Source organism: Pseudomonas sp. GXM4, from assembly GCF_008923895.1.
In the GTDB taxonomy this organism is placed as follows: Bacteria; Pseudomonadota; Gammaproteobacteria; order Pseudomonadales; family Pseudomonadaceae; genus Aquipseudomonas; species Aquipseudomonas atacamensis.
This window is the reverse complement of sequence record NZ_WBRZ01000025.1, coordinates 1-16402: the sequence shown is the minus strand read 5'-3', so window position 1 is coordinate 16402 and position 16402 is coordinate 1. Positions and strand designations below refer to the sequence as shown.

14 protein-coding genes are annotated in these 16402 nt (G+C 59.2%); 3 read left to right on the top strand and 11 right to left on the bottom strand.

What is annotated here, in order from left to right:
• Positions 1–30: 30 nt before the first annotated feature.
• From F8N49_RS06110 to F8N49_RS06095, 4 genes are all read right to left on the bottom strand, one after another.
• A complete protein-coding gene (locus F8N49_RS06110; RefSeq protein ID WP_151551002.1) occupies positions 31–3324 on the bottom strand; it encodes a DEAD/DEAH box helicase in 3294 nt (1097 codons plus the stop codon).
• Positions 3325–3333: 9 nt separating this feature from the next.
• Complete coding sequence (locus F8N49_RS06105) at positions 3334–4071, bottom strand: S-methyl-5'-thioinosine phosphorylase (RefSeq protein ID WP_016775487.1); 738 nt, start codon at positions 4069–4071, stop codon at positions 3334–3336.
• A gap of 13 nt (positions 4072–4084) precedes the next feature.
• Positions 4085–5095, bottom strand: a complete 1011-nt coding sequence (gene nagZ, locus F8N49_RS06100) for a beta-N-acetylhexosaminidase (protein ID WP_151551001.1) — start codon at positions 5093–5095, stop codon at positions 4085–4087.
• A 158-nt stretch (positions 5096–5253) separates the two neighbouring features.
• Positions 5254–5961, bottom strand: a complete 708-nt coding sequence (locus F8N49_RS06095; protein WP_056791523.1) for a TetR/AcrR family transcriptional regulator — start codon at positions 5959–5961, stop codon at positions 5254–5256.
• Between the two features lie 229 nt (positions 5962–6190).
• On the opposite strand from F8N49_RS06095, the gene lexA reads away from it, so the two are divergent.
• Positions 6191–6799, top strand: coding sequence for a transcriptional repressor LexA (lexA, locus tag F8N49_RS06090; RefSeq protein ID WP_016775490.1), 609 nt, complete (start codon positions 6191–6193; stop codon positions 6797–6799).
• Positions 6800–6809: 10 nt separating this feature from the next.
• On the top strand, positions 6810–7283 hold the full coding sequence (sulA, locus tag F8N49_RS06085; protein WP_041477346.1) for an SOS-induced cell division inhibitor SulA: 474 nt from the start codon (positions 6810–6812) through the stop codon (positions 7281–7283).
• 96 nt (positions 7284–7379) lie between these two features.
• Here the strand turns inward: sulA and F8N49_RS06080 are convergent, their stop codons facing one another.
• The 7 genes from F8N49_RS06080 to F8N49_RS06050 all read right to left on the bottom strand — a co-directional run bounded on the left by F8N49_RS06080 (position 7380) and on the right by F8N49_RS06050 (position 15783).
• On the bottom strand, positions 7380–7613 hold the full coding sequence (locus tag F8N49_RS06080) for a hypothetical protein (protein ID WP_003226592.1): 234 nt from the start codon (positions 7611–7613) through the stop codon (positions 7380–7382).
• A 106-nt stretch (positions 7614–7719) separates the two neighbouring features.
• Positions 7720–8244, bottom strand: coding sequence for a DUF6586 family protein (locus F8N49_RS06075; RefSeq protein WP_151551000.1), 525 nt, complete (start codon positions 8242–8244; stop codon positions 7720–7722).
• Positions 8245–8388: 144 nt separating this feature from the next.
• Positions 8389–11022 carry a type I DNA topoisomerase gene (topA, locus tag F8N49_RS06070; RefSeq protein WP_016775493.1) on the bottom strand — a complete coding sequence of 878 codons (2634 nt, stop codon included), beginning with the start codon at positions 11020–11022 and terminating at the stop codon, positions 8389–8391.
• A gap of 114 nt (positions 11023–11136) precedes the next feature.
• Positions 11137–11373 (bottom strand): DUF1653 domain-containing protein, encoded by a 237-nt coding sequence (locus tag F8N49_RS06065; RefSeq protein ID WP_024013639.1) that lies wholly within the window; start codon positions 11371–11373, stop codon positions 11137–11139.
• Positions 11374–11466: 93 nt separating this feature from the next.
• Complete coding sequence (gene fadA, locus F8N49_RS06060; protein ID WP_016775495.1) at positions 11467–12642, bottom strand: acetyl-CoA C-acyltransferase FadA; 1176 nt, start codon at positions 12640–12642, stop codon at positions 11467–11469.
• A gap of 29 nt (positions 12643–12671) precedes the next feature.
• The gene (fadB, locus tag F8N49_RS06055) at positions 12672–14819 is read right to left on the bottom strand and encodes a fatty acid oxidation complex subunit alpha FadB (protein WP_110646754.1); all 2148 of its coding nucleotides are present in this window, start codon (positions 14817–14819) and stop codon (positions 12672–12674) included.
• Positions 14820–15345: 526 nt separating this feature from the next.
• Positions 15346–15783: a hypothetical protein gene (locus F8N49_RS06050; protein WP_071173062.1), complete on the bottom strand. Its 438-nt coding sequence runs from the start codon at positions 15781–15783 to the stop codon at positions 15346–15348.
• A 103-nt stretch (positions 15784–15886) separates the two neighbouring features.
• Between F8N49_RS06050 and F8N49_RS06045 the strand changes: the two genes are divergently transcribed.
• The gene (locus F8N49_RS06045) at positions 15887–16324 is read left to right on the top strand and encodes a universal stress protein (protein ID WP_016775498.1); all 438 of its coding nucleotides are present in this window, start codon (positions 15887–15889) and stop codon (positions 16322–16324) included.
• The last annotated feature ends 78 nt before the right edge of the window (positions 16325–16402 follow it).

Genomic DNA, 16402 nt, shown 5'->3' with positions numbered 1-16402 from the left:
GTCATCGGATATTGCGCAGTCACTCAGGGCTCAACCCTTGGAAACCGGCAACGGCGCAAACAACGCCTCGATATCACTCTGTTCCAGTTTGAATCCGCCCGTCGTACCACCCTCAAGCACCGCCCCGGCCAGCGCCGCTTTCTCCTGCTGCAACGCCTGGATCTTTTCCTCCACGGTACCTTTGGCAATCAACTTGTAGACGAACACCGGATTGTTCTGCCCGATGCGATACGCCCGATCAGTCGCCTGATTCTCCACTGCCGGGTTCCACCACGGATCGAAGTGAATCACCGTGTCCGCCGCCGTCAGGTTCAGACCAGTGCCCCCGGCCTTGAGGCTGATCAGGAACAACGGCACCTTGCCGCCCTGGAAATCCCTCACCGGCGTGCGCCGATCGGTGGTGTCGCCGGTCAGCACCGAGTAGCCAAGCCCGCGTTGCTGCAATTCCTGCTCGATCAGCGCCAGCATCGAGGTGAATTGGGAAAACAGCAGAATGCGCCGCCCTTCACCGAGCAATTCTTCGAGCATCTCCATCAGGCTGATCAGCTTGCCGCTGCCCGAGCGCATCGCTTTCGCCGTCAGCGGCATATTGACCAGGCGCAGATCGCAGCAGACCTGGCGCAGCTTGAGCAGCGCATCGAGGATGATGATCTGACTGCGCGCCACGCCGCTGCGGGCGATTTCGTCGCGGACCTTTTTGTCCATCGCCACACGCACCGTCTCATAGACGTCGCGCTGACCATCGCTGAGTTCGACCCAGTGGATGATCTCGGTTTTCGGCGGCAACTCGGTGGCGACCTGATCCTTCTTGCGCCGCAGCAAAAACGGCTTGATGCGCGCGGTCAGGTGCTGCATGCGCTGGACATTGCCGTGCTTCTCGATCGGCGTGCGGTAATCGCGATTGAAGGATTTGCTGTCGCCGAGCCAGCCGGGCATGAGGAAATGGAACTGTGACCACAGCTCACCGAGGTGGTTTTCCAGCGGCGTACCGCTCAGACACAAGCGCTGACGGGCCTGCAAGTCACGCGCGGCCTGGGCGGCTTTGCTCAGCGGGTTCTTGATGTTCTGCGCTTCGTCGAGAATCAGCACGCTCCACGACTGCGGCTGCAAGATTTCCAGATCCCTGGGCAGCAATGCGTAAGTGGTCAGCACCAAGTCGTATTCGCCCAGATTGGCAAAGTCCTTTTGCCGCCCGGTGCCGTGCAGCGCCAGGACTTTCAACTGCGGCGTGAAGCGTTCGGCTTCGTCGAGCCAGTTGGGAATCAGGCTGGTCGGCATCACCGCCAGTGCCGGACAGTCCAGACGCCCGGCGTGTTTTTCCGTGAGCAGATGCGCCAGGGTCTGCAGGGTTTTGCCCAGGCCCATGTCATCGCCCAGAATGCCGCCGACCTCCAGCTCGCGCAGGGTCTGCATCCAGTTCAGGCCTTCGAGCTGATACGGACGCAGCTGCGCGTTGAGGCCGGCCGGCGCAGCAACCTGGGCGTGGCTGGAATTCTGCAGACGCTTGGCAAAAGTGCGCAGACGTTCGCCGCCCTGCCAATCCAGCGGCACGCCATCGAGCATACTCAGACGCGCGGCGTCTGGAGCGGTCAAGCGCAGCGCATCACCCTGATGGCCGCCCAGGTACAACTCGCCCAGCGTCGCCATCAGCGGTTTGACCCGACTCAGCGGCAACGCGACTTTGGCGCCCGCCGGTTCGCCAAAACCGCTGGGCTTGAGCTCGATGAGGATTTTTTCATCATCGCTGCGCTGCGCCAGATTGACCGGGTCGAGCAAGCGCGGCTGGGTCCGCAACAGGTGCAGAAGGATCGGCAGCAAGCTGTAACGTTCGCCGTTGACGACGATACCCAACTGCAGATCAAACCACTGATGCGTGGCCTCTTCTTCGACCTCGGCGTACCACTGTTCAACCGGTTGTACATCGAAATGGAAACCGGGACTGATCTCGATTTTCCAATCTGCGGCGCGCAGCGTGGCCAGCCCTTCGTGCATGAACCCGAGCCAGGCGGAATCATCCGGCAAGGTAAACATCTCGCCAGGACGATCCATTGCACTCTTGCGCGTGGCTTTCTTGAAGCCATGTTTTTGCAGGTTCTGGCGTAGCTTCTTTTCCAGCGCAGGCTGGCGTTGAATACGCTGGGTCTCTGTGCCGCTGAGGATCATCACCTCCGGGTTGCGATCCACCGCCGGATGACCGTTGTAGGTAAACAGCAGAGCGGCGCGGTGTTCCAGCACGTATTCCCAGCGCGAGCGTTCTCGGCCGCTGACCAGGGTCAATTGCGGCTGCGGCAGCACGTCATCGATGATCCGTTCGGTGAGCTTGTGCGGTGGCGCAATTTGGGTCGCCGCGCTCATGCGATGGCTGAACTGCATGGCCTGACGCGCCGGAATGTCTGGCGCCAGGGTCAAATGGCAGGCGAGCTTTTCTTCCAGCTCAGTGAACAGCGGGCCAACCTGGCGCTGCTCACGATCAAGGTAATAAAGCGGCTCCAGCGCCAGCACGGTTTCCTGCGCGGCTTCGGCACTGCTCCATTGCGCGCGGAATCCGCCGTCAGCCTGCTCGGCCCAAGAGAACTGACCGACGCGTTTCGCCCCCGGTGTCAGCGCTCGCAGGTCTTCGAAGTCGAGGAACAGCCGCGAGGTGCGCAGGAGCATTTCCAGCAGTTCGGCGCCACTGCTGCCTTCCAGCGGATAGCCGCTGTAATAGGCGTGATGGGAATGCATGGCGACCAACAGCCGGGCGATGCGCAGATCCAGTTCGGACAGGTAGCCCGGCTGGCGCATGAGCATTTCCGCGAGCGAGTACATCGGTTTGACCTCGCGTAACTCGCCGCTCTTGAGCTGGTAGACCTTGAAGATATCGAGCAGCCACTTGCCGTTCGCAGACGTCGATTTGAGCTTGTAAAACAGACGCGTGCCTGCGGTTTGCGCACTTTCGTCAGCAGGCTTGGCCGGCACGGGAATTGTCGAAAGCCAATGCTCGAGCGCTCGCCCCAACGGGATCTGTGCATCATTGTCAGACGCATCCTCACCCGTGCCCAGCAGGTGATAGATCACCGCCGCGCTGTGCTTACAGTCGATTGCAACAGGACAGCTGCACAGGCAACGCAGGTTTACCGACCCCAGCCGATCTTCGGACAGATAAATGCTTTGCTCATAGGCCTGAAGTTGCGAACCGACGCAGAACGCCTCGATCTTCCTGTCATCGATCTCGAGGATCTCTACCCGGTCATCGGCGGCATAAGCGCGGCCCTTGGCCAACGCCTTGCTACTGAATGCGTGGGTCCATGTCAGCCCTTTAAGCCGTTCGATGAAAATGCTCATGGACAGTCCTTAGCTGGCCAGCACTCGCGCCAACGTTGATTTCACCTTGCCCATGCCATCGTGCAGGGCCTGTTCGATTTCGGCCATGGTGATGACTTCGGTGGTCTTGCCGGCTGCAGGATTTACCACCAGCGCCAGACAGGCGTAATCCAGATCCAGCTCACGCGCCAGCGCCGCTTCCGGCATGCCGGTCATGCCGACGATGTCGCAGCCGTCACGCTCCAGTCGCACGATCTCGGCGACCGTTTCCAGACGCGGACCCTGGGTGCAGGCGTACACGCCTTGATCGCTGTATTCGCAGCCTTCGGCGGCGACTGCTGCAATCAATTGCTGACGCAACGGCTCGCTGTAGGGAAAGCTGAAATCGATGTGGGTGACGTGTTCCAGATCATCGGCGAAATAGGTGTGCTCGCGCCCACTGGTGTAGTCGACGATCTGGTGCGGCACGCAGAAATGCCCGGTGCCCATGGCCGGATGAATACCGCCCACCGCGTTAACGGCGATGATCGCTTCGGCACCCGCCTGCTTCAACGCCCACAGGTTGGCGCGGTAGTTGACCTTGTGCGGCGGGAAACGATGCGGGTGACCGTGACGGGCGAGGAACAGCACTTCCTTGCCGGCGTATTCACCAATCTGCACCTCGGCCGAAGGCGCGCCGTACGGGGTGTCGACTGCCAGCGACTGGCGAATGCTCAGGCCTTCGAGCTGAGTCAGGCCAGTGCCACCGATGATTGCGTAAACGGTCATAACGAAAAAATCCTTAATCGATCAGTTGAGCGTCTTTGAGCGCGCCGAGGGCGGTGAGCCAACGCGGGTCCTGACGATAATCGGTGCTGGCGAAGGCCTGCCCGCGCATCTTCGCGATGCGCGCGGAAGGCTTGACCTTCATACGCTGGGCGGCACTCAACGCCAGCTCGGCTGCCCCGCGGTCGTTGCACACCAGACCCATGTCGCAACCGGCACTCAGCGCGGCTTCGATGCGGCTGGCAGCGTCGCCGACCACGTGGGCGCCGGCCATCGACAGATCATCGCTGAAGATCACGCCGTCGAACTGCAACTCGCCGCGCAGAATCTCCTGCAGCCAGCGTCGGGAGAAACCGGCGGGCTGTGCATCGACTTGCGGATAGATGACGTGGGCCGGCATGACGGCGGCCAGTTGTTTGCTGAGTTTGGCGAAGGGCACCAGATCATTGGCGCGGATCTCGTCGAGACTGCGCTCGTCGTTCGGGATCGCTACATGGGAGTCTGCTTCCGCCCAGCCGTGGCCCGGGAAATGTTTGCCGGTGGCGGCCATGCCGGCGCTGTTCATGCCGCGAATGAATGCACCGGCGAGCAAGGCTGCGCGCTCGGGATCGCCTTCGAATGAACGGGTACCGACCACAGCGCTGCGCTGATAGTCCAGATCCAGCACCGGGGCGAAACTCAGATCGAGCCCGACCGCCAGCACTTCGGTGGCCATGATCCAGCCGCATTGCTCGGCGAGATACTCTGCATTCGGGTTATCGGCGATGGCGCGCATCGCTGGCAGACGGACGAAACCCTGACGCAAGCGCTGCACACGCCCGCCCTCTTGATCCACCGCCAGCAGCAGATCCGGACGAATCGCGCGGATCGCGGCGCTCAGTTCGCGCACCTGGCGTGGATGCTCGATATTGCGGGCGAAAATGATCAAGCCGCCCACTTCGGGCTGACGCAACAATTGGCGATCTTCAGCCGTCAGCCAGGTACCGGCGACGTCCACCATCAACGAGCCTTGCAGGCCAGCAGTCATAGAGATTCCTTGAAAACAAAAAACCCGATCTGCTTGCATTCGCTACCGTGGGCATTGCCCGGACGGTCAGCAGAATTCATGCAGATCGGGTTCAGTACGAGAGTCGGCATGGCCGGCTAGCTTAGCGGATACCAGCTGCCGCGCCCACCCGTGCGCGGTCAAACCTTGGCGGCGACCGGTATGGATTTGCTGCGCGGACGCAATTGCGCGCTGGCCATGGCTGTATCGGTGACGCCGGTTTCGGCGCGCATGCCGGCAGCGAGGAACGGCACCATCAGGCGCATCACTTGTTCGATGGAGGTATTCACGCCGAAATCGGTCTCGGCAATCGCGCGCAAGGCCTTGATCCCGGACATGCTGAACGCTGCGGCGCCGAGCATGAAGTGCACGCGCCAGAACAGCTCGATCGGCGGAATGCGTGGCGCCGCTTCATTGACCAGCAGCATGTAGCGGCGAAACACCTTGCCGTACATGTCTTCCAGATAACGTCGCAAGTGGCCCTGGCTCTGACTGAACGCGAGGCCGAGCAAGCGCATGAAGATCGACAGGTCATTACCGCTGCGAGGCTGCACGACGAGCGCTTGCTCGACGAGAATTTCCAGCAACTCTTCGAGGGTCGGTTTGTTCTCAGGCTTGGCCTGACGGCGCTCCAGCTCTTTATCGAGGCTCACGCAGAACGGACCGAGGAAGCGCGAGAACACAGCTTGAATCAACGCCTTTTTCGAGCCGAAGTGATAATTCACCGCAGCCAGATTGACGCCAGCCTTGCTGGTGATCAAACGCAATGAAGTTTCAGCGAATCCTTTCTCCGCGAACAACTGCTCGGCAGCATCAAGAATGCGTTCAACGGTTTCCGACTGGGCCATGGCTACTCCGCCTGACAAACACTTGTTTGAAACATACGTTTCAGCCTGTGCCTTGTCAAGCCTGCCGGTTCGTTTTGGGAATGGTCGGTCAGCTATTTAACCACACAAGGCGCCAGCATTAATAAGTGCCCTGCGCGACCGCTCGGCGGGCGGCAAAAAAACGCCCATTGCCAAGACCGCTTCACTGTATATAATCCCAGTCACTGTATAAAAAGACAGAGCGATCAATATGCTAAAGCTGACGCCACGCCAAGCCGAGATTCTGGCCTTTATCAAACGTTGCCTCGAAGACAACGGCTATCCGCCCACCCGTGCGGAAATCGCTCAGGAACTGGGTTTCAAATCGCCAAATGCGGCGGAAGAACATCTCAAGGCCCTCGCCCGCAAAGGCGCGATCGAGATGACCCCGGGCGCTTCCCGCGGCATCCGTATTCCCGGCTTCGAAGCCAAGGCCGACGACTCCACCCTGCCGATCATTGGCCGAGTGGCTGCCGGCGCGCCGATCCTCGCCCAGCAGCACATCGAAGAATCCTGCAACATCAACCCGACCTTCTTCCATCCTCGCGCCGACTACCTGTTGCGTGTGCACGGCATGAGCATGAAGGACATCGGCATCTTCGACGGCGACTTGCTGGCTGTTCACACCACCCGCGAAGCGCGTAACGGTCAGGTTGTGGTTGCCCGCATCGGCGACGAAGTGACGGTCAAACGCTTTAAGCGTGAAGGCAGCAAAGTCTGGCTGATTGCCGAAAACCCCGAGTTCGCCCCTATCGAAGTCGACCTGAAAGATCAGGAACTGGTGATCGAAGGCTTGAGTGTCGGCGTCATTCGCCGCTAAAGGAGGCTCCATGCAGTTCCCACACACACCTCAGCAAACACAACTGCCTTTGTTTGAAGCGTTTCTGGCGCAACCGATTGCGCCGATCCTCAAAGACGTGGTCGAGCGTGACTGGAATGCCAAACCTGACGCCTTCAGTGAGCTATCACTGCGTGGTGCGGCCGGGAACTGCCTGAACCTGCTAGCGCCGATCCTGCGTGAATTGAGCGAGGATCAGGATGCGCGCTGGCTGACGCTGATCGCCCCACCCGCCAGTCTGACGCAAACCTGGCTGCGCGATGCCGGCCTGAATCGCGAACGCATTCTTCTGCTGCAACCGCGCGGCACTCAGAGTGCTCAGCAACTGGCGTGCGAAGCGTTGCGGCTGGGTCGCAGCCACACCGTGGTGACATGGCTAAACCCGTTGAATGCCAATTCGCGGCAACAACTGATCAGCGCCGCGCGTACGGGCGAAGCGCAGAGCCTGAACATTCGTTTGGGTTGATTGATGGTAATGCGCGCTGTGTGAAGCGCAGGGCTTCTCCATGGACAGAGAAGCCGATCTGAAGCGCAAGCGACCGAGCAAAGGCCAAAGCGTGAATCAATGAAGAACCCGCGGCCCCTCTTCCTTATCAAACTCGCCTTCAACCATACGACCCGCCATCTGCACGCCAACGCTCAACATCGCTTTGGCGATTTCAACGTGCTGGCCCTGCAGGAACGCTTTGGCATCCTCGGAGAAATCCAGCGTCACCAGAGAACCTTCGTCCTCAGCCCTGCGCAGTTCGATTCGGCCGTCTGGTAACTCGACAATTTCTAGAAAGGACGTTGGCATATAGGTCTGTTCTCCACGAAAGGCAGCGATTATATAGACATCATTCGAGCTTCGCTCAGGATCTTGACCAGCAGCATGTTTCAGATTGCCACTGCGCCAAACTACCTCAGCACTCGTTCAAGCCTTCCCGGAAACGCAGGGCCAGGCCCTTGAGGTTCTGCCGCCAGCTCTCCAGCTCATCTCGACTAAGCTCTTCTGGCGCCTCTTCTTCATCAAGATTAATCGCTTGAATCAGCGGCTGCGTCACATCGCCTTTCGGCTTGCGTGGCGCCCTCGGTGGCTGAAACAGTGCTGCGTGCGCCGCCAGCAGTTTCGCCAGCCAGGTTTCCGGATTACCGGCCAGCTCGACCATTTCCGCCAGCTCCGGGATCGCTATCGATTCCAGCACTTCGCGCCTCAGCAACTCCTCCGCCCTCGGCGAATTGGCCTGCGGCAGACGATAAAAGCCAGCGATCTCATGACACAAGCCCAGCAGTGCGCCGTAGAGGTGAAACAGCGCCGACTCACGCCCGGCCTGGATCAGCGCCAGAGTATTCATCGCCCGCCCTTCTTCAGCACGAGCCAGAGCTTCGAGTGACAGGCCGGCGAAATAGATCTTCTGGTGGGTGCGGGTATAGAGTTCGTGGGCCATGACGGCAGCCTCCACAACGAAATAATTGCTTCACACAGGCCCGGCAGTGTCATGGATCAACCAATGCCAGCGCAAGCAAAAAACAAAAAGGCCGCATGAAACCCCGAAGGTTTCATGCGGCCTTTTCGCTGTTCAGACTAACGCTTACTCAGCCTTGGCCTTTGCGCTGCGCTTGTCTTCAACAGTCCACTTGCCACCGTCGTAATACGCCTTCCAGCCTGTCGGCTTGCCGTCGACCTCGGTCTGAACGTATTGCTCCTTGGTCTTGCGGCTGTAGCGGATGACCGCTGGCAGACCGTCAGGATCCTTTTGCGGAGCCTCGCACAGGAAGTGGTACTTCGGATCAATCTCGTCCTTGTGCGGCAGAATCTCGATCACCAACGGAGCGCGGGTCTCGCGGTTTTTCGGGAACTGGCTGGCAGCCAGGAACAGACCGGAGGCACCATCGCGCAGGATATAGGTGTCGTTGACCTTTTCGCATTTCAGCTCAGGCATCTTCACCGGATCCATCTTCGGCGGCGCCGCGTCACCGCTCTTCAGCAGCTTGCGGGTGTTCTTGCACTCCGGGTTGGTGCAACCGAAGAACTTGCCGAAACGGCCGGTCTTGAGCTGCATCTCGCTGCCGCACTTATCGCATTCCAGACTCGGACCTTCATAGCCCTTGATGCGATAGCTGCCTTCTTCAATTTCGTAACCGGCGCAATCCGGGTTGTTGCCGCAGATGTGCAGCTTGCGCTTTTCGTCCAGCAGGTAGGCGTCCATCGCCGTGCTGCAGATCGGGCAGCGATGCTTGCCACGCAGGACCAGCGATTCCGATTCGCCCTCGTCGTCCGCGGCGATTTCATCGCCCGGCACCAGGTTGACGGTAGCCTTGCAGCGCTCCTTCGGCGGCAGGCTGTAGCCCGAGCAGCCGAGGAACACGCCAGTCGATGCGGTACGAATCTGCATCGGACGACCGCAGGTGGTGCACGGAATGTCAGTCATGACCGGCTGGTTGGCGCGCATGCCGCTGTCCGGGTTTTCCGCTACTTCGAGTTTCTTCTTGAAGTCGCCGTAAAACTCGTCCAGCACGTTTTTCCAGTCGCGCTCGCCCTGCGCCACGTCATCGAGGTTCTCTTCCATGCCGGCGGTGAAGCCGTAGTCCATGAGATTGGAGAAGCTCTCGGACAGACGCTCGGTGACGATGTCGCCCATCTTTTCCGAGTAGAAACGACGGTTGTGCAGGGTCACATAACCGCGATCCTGAATGGTTGAAATGATCGCAGCGTAGGTCGAAGGACGACCGATGCCGCGCTTTTCCATTTCCTTGACCAGACTGGCCTCGGAGTAACGCGCCGGTGGCTTGGTGAAATGCTGCGACGGATCGAGCTTGATCAGCTTCATCACATCGCCCTGGGCCATGTCCGGCAGCACGTCATCATCGCCAGGCTTGGCAATCTGCGGCATCACCCGGGTGTAACCGTCGAACTTGAGGATACGGCCCTTGGCGCGCAGTTCGAAGTCGCCAGCACCGACGCTGACGGTGGTCGACAGGTACTGCGCCGGCAGCATCTGGCAGGCGAGGAATTGGCGCCAGATCAGCTCGTACAGACGCTCGGCATCACGCTCCATACCCGCCAGCTTGCTCGGTGTGGTGTTGGCATCGGACGGACGAATCGCTTCGTGAGCCTCTTGCGCGCCTTCCTTGCTGCTGTAGACGTTCGGCGTTTCCGGCAGGTACTTCTTGCCGAACTCGTCTTCGATGTAAGTGCGCGCCATCGCCACGGCGTCGGCCGAGAGATTGGTCGAGTCGGTACGCATGTAAGTGATGTAGCCGGCTTCGTACAGACGCTGGGCCATCATCATGGTTTTCTTCACGCCGAAACCGAGGCGGTTGCTCGCAGCCTGCTGCAAGGTCGACGTGATGAAAGGCGCCGATGGCTTGCTGCTGGTCGGTTTGTCTTCGCGCTTGACGATGCTGTAGCTGGAAGACTTAAGCTTCTCCAGCGCAGCCATGGCCTGGGCTTCGTTCAGCGGCTTGAAGGCTTCGCCTTTTTCGCGAGCCACTTCGAAACGCACGGTCGAGCCTTTGGCAGTACCGAGATCGGCATGCACTTCCCAGTATTCTTCGGGATTGAACGCACGGATTTCGCGCTCACGCTCGACCACCAGTTTCACGGCAACCGATTGCACGCGCCCGGCAGACAGACCACGGGCGATCTTGGCCCACAACAGCGGCGATACCATGTAGCCGACGACGCGGTCGAGGAAACGACGCGCCTGCTGGGCGTTGACACGATCAATGTCCAGCTCGCCCGGCTCGGAGAAGGCTTCCTGAATCGCCTTCTTGGTGATTTCGTTGAACACCACACGCTTGTAACGGCTGTCATCACCACCGATGGCTTCGCGCAGGTGCCAGGCAATGGCTTCCCCCTCGCGATCCAAGTCGGTTGCGAGATAGATGGTGTCAGCATCCTTGGCGAGCCGGCGCAGCTCTTCGATGACCTTTTCTTTGCCCGGGAGGATCTCGTACTGGGCTTTCCAGCCGTGTTCGGGATCGACGCCCATGCGCGAGACCAGCTGCTTGCGCGCTTTCTCTTTCGGCGAGAGCACCGGACCTTCGCCCGCAGCAGCCTTGCCGCGCTTGGCGGCTGGCTCTTTGCTGGCGCTAGCCGAACCGCTGGTGGGCAGGTCTCGGATATGGCCGATACTCGACTTCACCACGTATTGGTTACCCAGATACTTGTTGATGGTCTTGGCCTTAGCCGGGGATTCCACAATGACCAGCGATTTGCCCATGGATCAGAAAATTCCTGAATTCTAGAAGTGAAAGGCGGTTGGCGCCTGACGCGGCACCGCTATATATAGTTGATACAAGGTGAGGTCAAGCGCAGGGTTGTCTGCGCAGTCGCCTCAAACCTTGTCAAAAAGGCTCGGTTCGGCTTGCACCAAAGCAAAGCGCGGCACCTGCTCGCCGTCAACCTCGACCGACTCGACGAACATGCTCAACGGGCGCACCCAAAAGCCGTAATCGCCATACAGGGCTTGGTAAAAGACCACTTCTTCTTCGGTTTCGGAATGCCGCGCAACACTGAATACACGGTATTGCGGACCTTTGTAATGTTGGTAGAGCCCAGGTTGTATCGGCATGCTTCGGCCCTCACTGAAATCTTTTCAAAAATAAATAAAAAACCCAAAAACAAAAACCGGGGCACTGGGCCCCGGCTTCCATCGACGAGACGCTTAAACGCGTTCGAAGACGGTGGAGATGCCTTGGCCGAGACCAATGCACATAGTGGCCACCCCGAAGGTGCCGCTATTCTGCTTCATCACGTTCAACAGGGTGCCGGAAATACGTGCACCGGAGCAACCGAACGGGTGACCCAGGGCGATCGCGCCGCCGTGCAGGTTAACCTTCTCGTTCATCTTGTCGAGCACTTTCAGATCTTTCAGCACTGGCAAGGCCTGTGCGGCGAAAGCTTCGTTGAGCTCGAAGAAGTCGATATCGTTGATGCCAAGGCCCGCACGCTTCAGGGCTTTTTGTGTCGCCGGCACTGGACCATAGCCCATGATCGCCGGGTCCACACCCGCTACTGCCATCGAACGGATCACCGCCATCGGCTGGATACCCAGGTCCTGGGCACGCTGCGCCGACATCACGATCATGCACGAAGCACCGTCAGTGATCTGCGACGAAGTACCGGCAGTCACGGTGCCGCCCTTCGGATTGAATGCCGGCTTGAGCGCCGCCAGACTTTCCAGGGTGGTTTCCGGACGAATGGTTTCGTCGTAGTCGTACAGTTTCAGGAAACCGTTTTCGTCGTAACCCTGCATCGGGATGATTTCGTCCTTGAACTTGCCTTCCACGGTCGCCTTGTGGGCCAACTGGTGGGAACGCACGCCAAAGGCATCCTGCTGCTCACGAGTGATGCCGTGCATCTTGCCAAGCATTTCAGCGGTCAGGCCCATCATGCCCGAGGCTTTCGCCGCGTACAGCGACATGTGCGGGTTCGGATCGACACCGTGCATCATGCTCACGTGACCCATGTGCTCGACGCCGCCGACCACGAACACGTCACCGTTGCCGGTCATGATCGCTTGCGCAGCGGTGTGCAGCGCGCTCATCGACGAACCGCACAGGCGACTGACGGTCTGGCCAGCAGAAGTGTGCGGGATCTGGGTCATCAGCGACGCCATGCGCGCGATGTTCCAGCCCTGCTCCAGGGTCTGGTTGACGCAGCCCCAGATCACGTCCTCGACTTCCGCCGGGTCGACCTTGCTGTTGCGTTCCAGCAGTTTGCTGATCAGGTGCGCCGACATGTCTTCAGCGCGGGTGTTGCGGTGCATGCCGCCCTTGGAGCGGCCCATCGGAGTACGACCGAAGTCGACAATCACGACGTCTCTAGGATTCAAGCTCATAAGTTCACTCTCACTCTAGTTGGGGGCGCTTAACCGAAGAAGCTCTGGCCGTTCTTGGCCATTTCGCGCAGCTTCGCGGTCGGGTGGTACAGCGCGCCCAAATCAGCGTACTGGTCAGCCAGGGCAACGAACTCGGCAACACCGATCGAATCGATGTAGCGCAGCGCACCGCCACGGAATGGAGGGAAACCGATACCGTAAACCAGACCCATGTCGGCTTCGGCGGCGGTTTCAACGATGCCGTCTTCCAGGCAACGCACGGTTTCCAGGCACAGCGGGATCATCATCCAGTTGATGATGTCTTCGTCAGTGACTTCGCGCTGCTCGTAAACGATCGGCTTGAGCACTTCGAGTACCGACGGATCGGCGACTTTCTTCTGCTTGCCTTTCTTGTCGGCCTCGTAGGCGTAGAAGCCCTTGCCGTTCTTCTGGCCCAGGCGCTTGGCTTCGTACAGCACGTCGATGGCCGAACGACGGTCATCCTTCATGCGATCCGGGAAACCTTCAGCCATCACGTCACGACCGTGGTGACCGGTGTCAATGCCGACCACGTCCATCAGGTACGCAGGGCCCATCGGCCAGCCGAATTTTTCCATGACCTTGTCGATACGGACGAAGTCGACACCGGCGCTGACCAGCTTGGCGAAACCGCCGAAGTACGGGAACAGCACGCGGTTGACCAAAAAGCCCGGGCAGTCATTGACGACGATCGGGTTCTTGCCCATTTTCTTCGCGTAGGCAACGGTGGTGGCGATCGCCAGTTCACTGGACTTCTCGCCACGGATCACTTCCACCAGCGGCATCATGTGCACCGGGTTGAAGAAGTGCATGCCGACGAAGTTTTCCGGACGCTTGAGGGCCTTGGCCAGCAGGCTGATGGAAATGGTCGAGGTGTTGGACGCGAGGATGGTGTCCTCTTTGACCTTGTCTTCGACTTCAGCCAGCACCGCTTGCTTGACCTTCGGATTCTCGACCACAGCTTCGACGACCAGATCGACGTGACCGAAGTCGCCGTACGACAGCGTCGGACGAATGCCGTTGAGCACTTCAGCCATCTTCGCAGCGGTCATGCGACCCTTGTCAACGCGGCCGACCAGCAGCTTGGCGGCTTCGGCCAGACCCTGCTCGATACCGTGCTCGTTGATGTCCTTCATCAGGATTGGCGTGCCTTTGGAGGCCGACTGATAGGCGATACCGCCACCCATGATGCCGGCGCCCAGTACGGCAGCCTGCTTCACGTCTTTGGCGATTTCGTCGTAGGCCTTAGCCTTTTTCTTCAGTTCCTGATCGTTCAGGAACAGGCCGATCAGGCTCTGCGCAGCAGAGGTCTTGGCCAGTTTGACGAAGCCTGCAGCTTCCACTTCCAGTGCCTTGTCGCGACCGAAGTTCGCGGCTTTCTGGATGGTCTTGATCGCTTCAACCGGCGCCGGGTAATTCGGGCCGGCCTGGCCAGCCACGAAACCTTTGGCGGTTTCGAAAGCCATCATTTGTTCAATGGCGTTCAACTTCAGTTTTTCAAGTTTCGGCTGACGCTTGGCCTTGTAATCGAACTCGCCGGAGATGGCGCGCTTGATCAGCTCAAGGGCAGCTTCCTGCAGCTTCTCTGGAGCAACCACGGCGTCGACGGCGCTGACTTTCAGGGCGTCTTCAGGACGGTTTTCCTTGCCGGCGGCAATCCACTCGATGGCATTGTCGACACCGATCAGACGCGGCAGACGTACGGTACCGCCGAAGCCCGGGTAGATGCCCAGTTTGACTTCCGGCAGACCAATCTTGGCCTTGGTGGACATGACGCGATAGTCAGCCGCCAGGCACATTTCCAGACCGCCACCGAGGGCGATGCCGTTGATGGCCACGACGGTTGGCACGTTGAGGTCTTCGAAATCGCTGAAGATCTTGTTGGCTTCGAGATTGCCAGCAACCAGCTCGGCATCCGGCAGCTTGAAGTTGTCGACAAATTCGGTGATGTCGGCGCCGACGATGAATACGTCCTTGCCGCTGCTGACGATCACGCCCTTGATCGAAGCATCTGCCTTGATGGTGTCTACGGCCTGACGCAGTTCGTTCAGGGTTAGACGGTTGAACTTGTTGACGGACTCACCCTTGAGGTCGAATTTCAATTCGACGATGCCACTTTCAAGAGCTTTAACCGTGATGGCTTTACCTTCGTAAATCATCAACTGATCTCCACGATATGGAAGCTGAACAGTACACGTCGGACGCAGGCTTATGGCTCAGAAGGACGCTTTGCTCGTCGATACTGACACCGTCCGCCTGGCACACCCGCCAACGCGATAGTCGGGATTCTGTAGGAGCAGTCTGTAAGACAAACGCTCAATTCATACGCCCGTTTGATTCGGGTACGTCACCTTCACGGAATTTCTGACAATTGTCAATCGCCCTAAATTCGGGCTGAAATGCGACTTTGCAGTCATTTCTGCACCATGATGAGCAGCAACACCCGCCCCGATGTTCAGCCATTCATAGAATCAATAGTTAGAAAAGTCGCCCTAATTTCCGCCGAGCCCTGTTCAGAAGGCTACGCTGGGGGGACTGCGAAGAAATTTGCCGGGGCGATAGAAGCGCCTGCCGCAAAAAAAGATTACCGGCCTGCCTGGCCAATCCGCCCGACGAATCATGTCGGGCTTTTTATCGCGCGTCTGCCGGACGTTTCACACCGTTGCAGTGAGAAAAGTCCGCGCATCACGCCAGTGCTTTCAGAGTCGCGTCGATATCCTGCAGAACCGTCGCCTCGCCCTTCTCGCCCCAGTACAAGGCGATCATCTGCTTGTCCGCTTCGATCTTGAAAACATTCCCCGGCAATTTTTCGAAATAATCGAGCAGGGTCCGGTCATCGCAGACTTCTTGCCATTGATTGACCCACACGCCCGGGGTTTTCTGCCAATAGGTCCAGCACGCCGGTTGACTGCCACGTCGGGGTCGGTGGTACTGGGCGCAGGGATTCGGCGGCTCCGGCAGCAGCCAGTGCGGCCACTCCTGCGGCGCCAGCTGCATGGCCAGGCCGATGCGTCGAGCCTCCATGCGCAGGGCCATGCGCCCGCTCTGCGTTCGCGATGGGCGCAACCATGCCAGTGGACTTAAAACTACCAGCAGGATTGACACCACCAGCCAGACCGTCATATCTGTACTCCCGATTTTTGATGAGCCCATTGTGTCACTTGCGAACCAATGCGCTTGAAACCAGCCATACTTACCAATATCGAACCCTCAGGAGGAGCACCTCATGCCCTACCACCACATACTGGTCGCCGTAGATCTGACCGAAGAGTGCGACCCTGTGATCCACCGCGCCCGCGAGCTGTCGGTGAGCAACGCTGCCAAGTTGTCGCTGGTGCATATCGTTGAACCAATGGCCATGGCCTTCGGTGGCGACGTGCCGATGGACCTGTCACAACTGCAACAACAGCAGTTCGATCAGGCCAAGGAGCGTCTTGAAAAACTAAAATCGAAATACCCCGAGCTCGAAGGCGCCAATTGCCATCTGACCTACGGCCAGCCCCGCCAGGAAATCCATCATTTTGCCAAGGAACAAGCGTGCGATCTGATCGTGGTCGGCAGTCACGGCCGTCATGGCCTGGCACTGCTGCTCGGCTCGACCGCGAATGATGTGCTGCACGGTGCGCCATGCGATGTACTGGCGGTGCACCTGGTCAAACGCTGATCTGTCTTGCTCTTTGTGGGAGCGAGCCTGCTCGCGAATACGTCGGCACATTCAATATGAGTGGTGCCTGACACACCG

What these genes read in the sequence shown, in the direction of transcription:
- F8N49_RS06110 (WP_151551002.1), bottom strand. Translation starts at nt 3,324, where the DNA reads ATGAGCATTTTCATCGAACGGCTTAAAGGGCTGACATGGACCCACGCA.
- F8N49_RS06105 (WP_016775487.1), bottom strand. Translation starts at nt 4,071, where the DNA reads ATGACCGTTTACGCAATCATCGGTGGCACTGGCCTGACTCAGCTCGAA.
- nagZ (WP_151551001.1), bottom strand. Translation starts at nt 5,095, where the DNA reads ATGACTGCTGGCCTGCAAGGCTCGTTGATGGTGGACGTCGCCGGTACC.
- F8N49_RS06095 (WP_056791523.1), bottom strand. Translation starts at nt 5,961, where the DNA reads ATGGCCCAGTCGGAAACCGTTGAACGCATTCTTGATGCTGCCGAGCAG.
- lexA (WP_016775490.1), top strand. Translation starts at nt 6,191, where the DNA reads ATGCTAAAGCTGACGCCACGCCAAGCCGAGATTCTGGCCTTTATCAAA.
- sulA (WP_041477346.1), top strand. Translation starts at nt 6,810, where the DNA reads ATGCAGTTCCCACACACACCTCAGCAAACACAACTGCCTTTGTTTGAA.
- F8N49_RS06080 (WP_003226592.1), bottom strand. Translation starts at nt 7,613, where the DNA reads ATGCCAACGTCCTTTCTAGAAATTGTCGAGTTACCAGACGGCCGAATC.
- F8N49_RS06075 (WP_151551000.1), bottom strand. Translation starts at nt 8,244, where the DNA reads ATGGCCCACGAACTCTATACCCGCACCCACCAGAAGATCTATTTCGCC.
- topA (WP_016775493.1), bottom strand. Translation starts at nt 11,022, where the DNA reads ATGGGCAAATCGCTGGTCATTGTGGAATCCCCGGCTAAGGCCAAGACC.
- F8N49_RS06065 (WP_024013639.1), bottom strand. Translation starts at nt 11,373, where the DNA reads ATGCCGATACAACCTGGGCTCTACCAACATTACAAAGGTCCGCAATAC.
- fadA (WP_016775495.1), bottom strand. Translation starts at nt 12,642, where the DNA reads ATGAGCTTGAATCCTAGAGACGTCGTGATTGTCGACTTCGGTCGTACT.
- fadB (WP_110646754.1), bottom strand. Translation starts at nt 14,819, where the DNA reads ATGATTTACGAAGGTAAAGCCATCACGGTTAAAGCTCTTGAAAGTGGC.
- F8N49_RS06050 (WP_071173062.1), bottom strand. Translation starts at nt 15,783, where the DNA reads ATGACGGTCTGGCTGGTGGTGTCAATCCTGCTGGTAGTTTTAAGTCCA.
- F8N49_RS06045 (WP_016775498.1), top strand. Translation starts at nt 15,887, where the DNA reads ATGCCCTACCACCACATACTGGTCGCCGTAGATCTGACCGAAGAGTGC.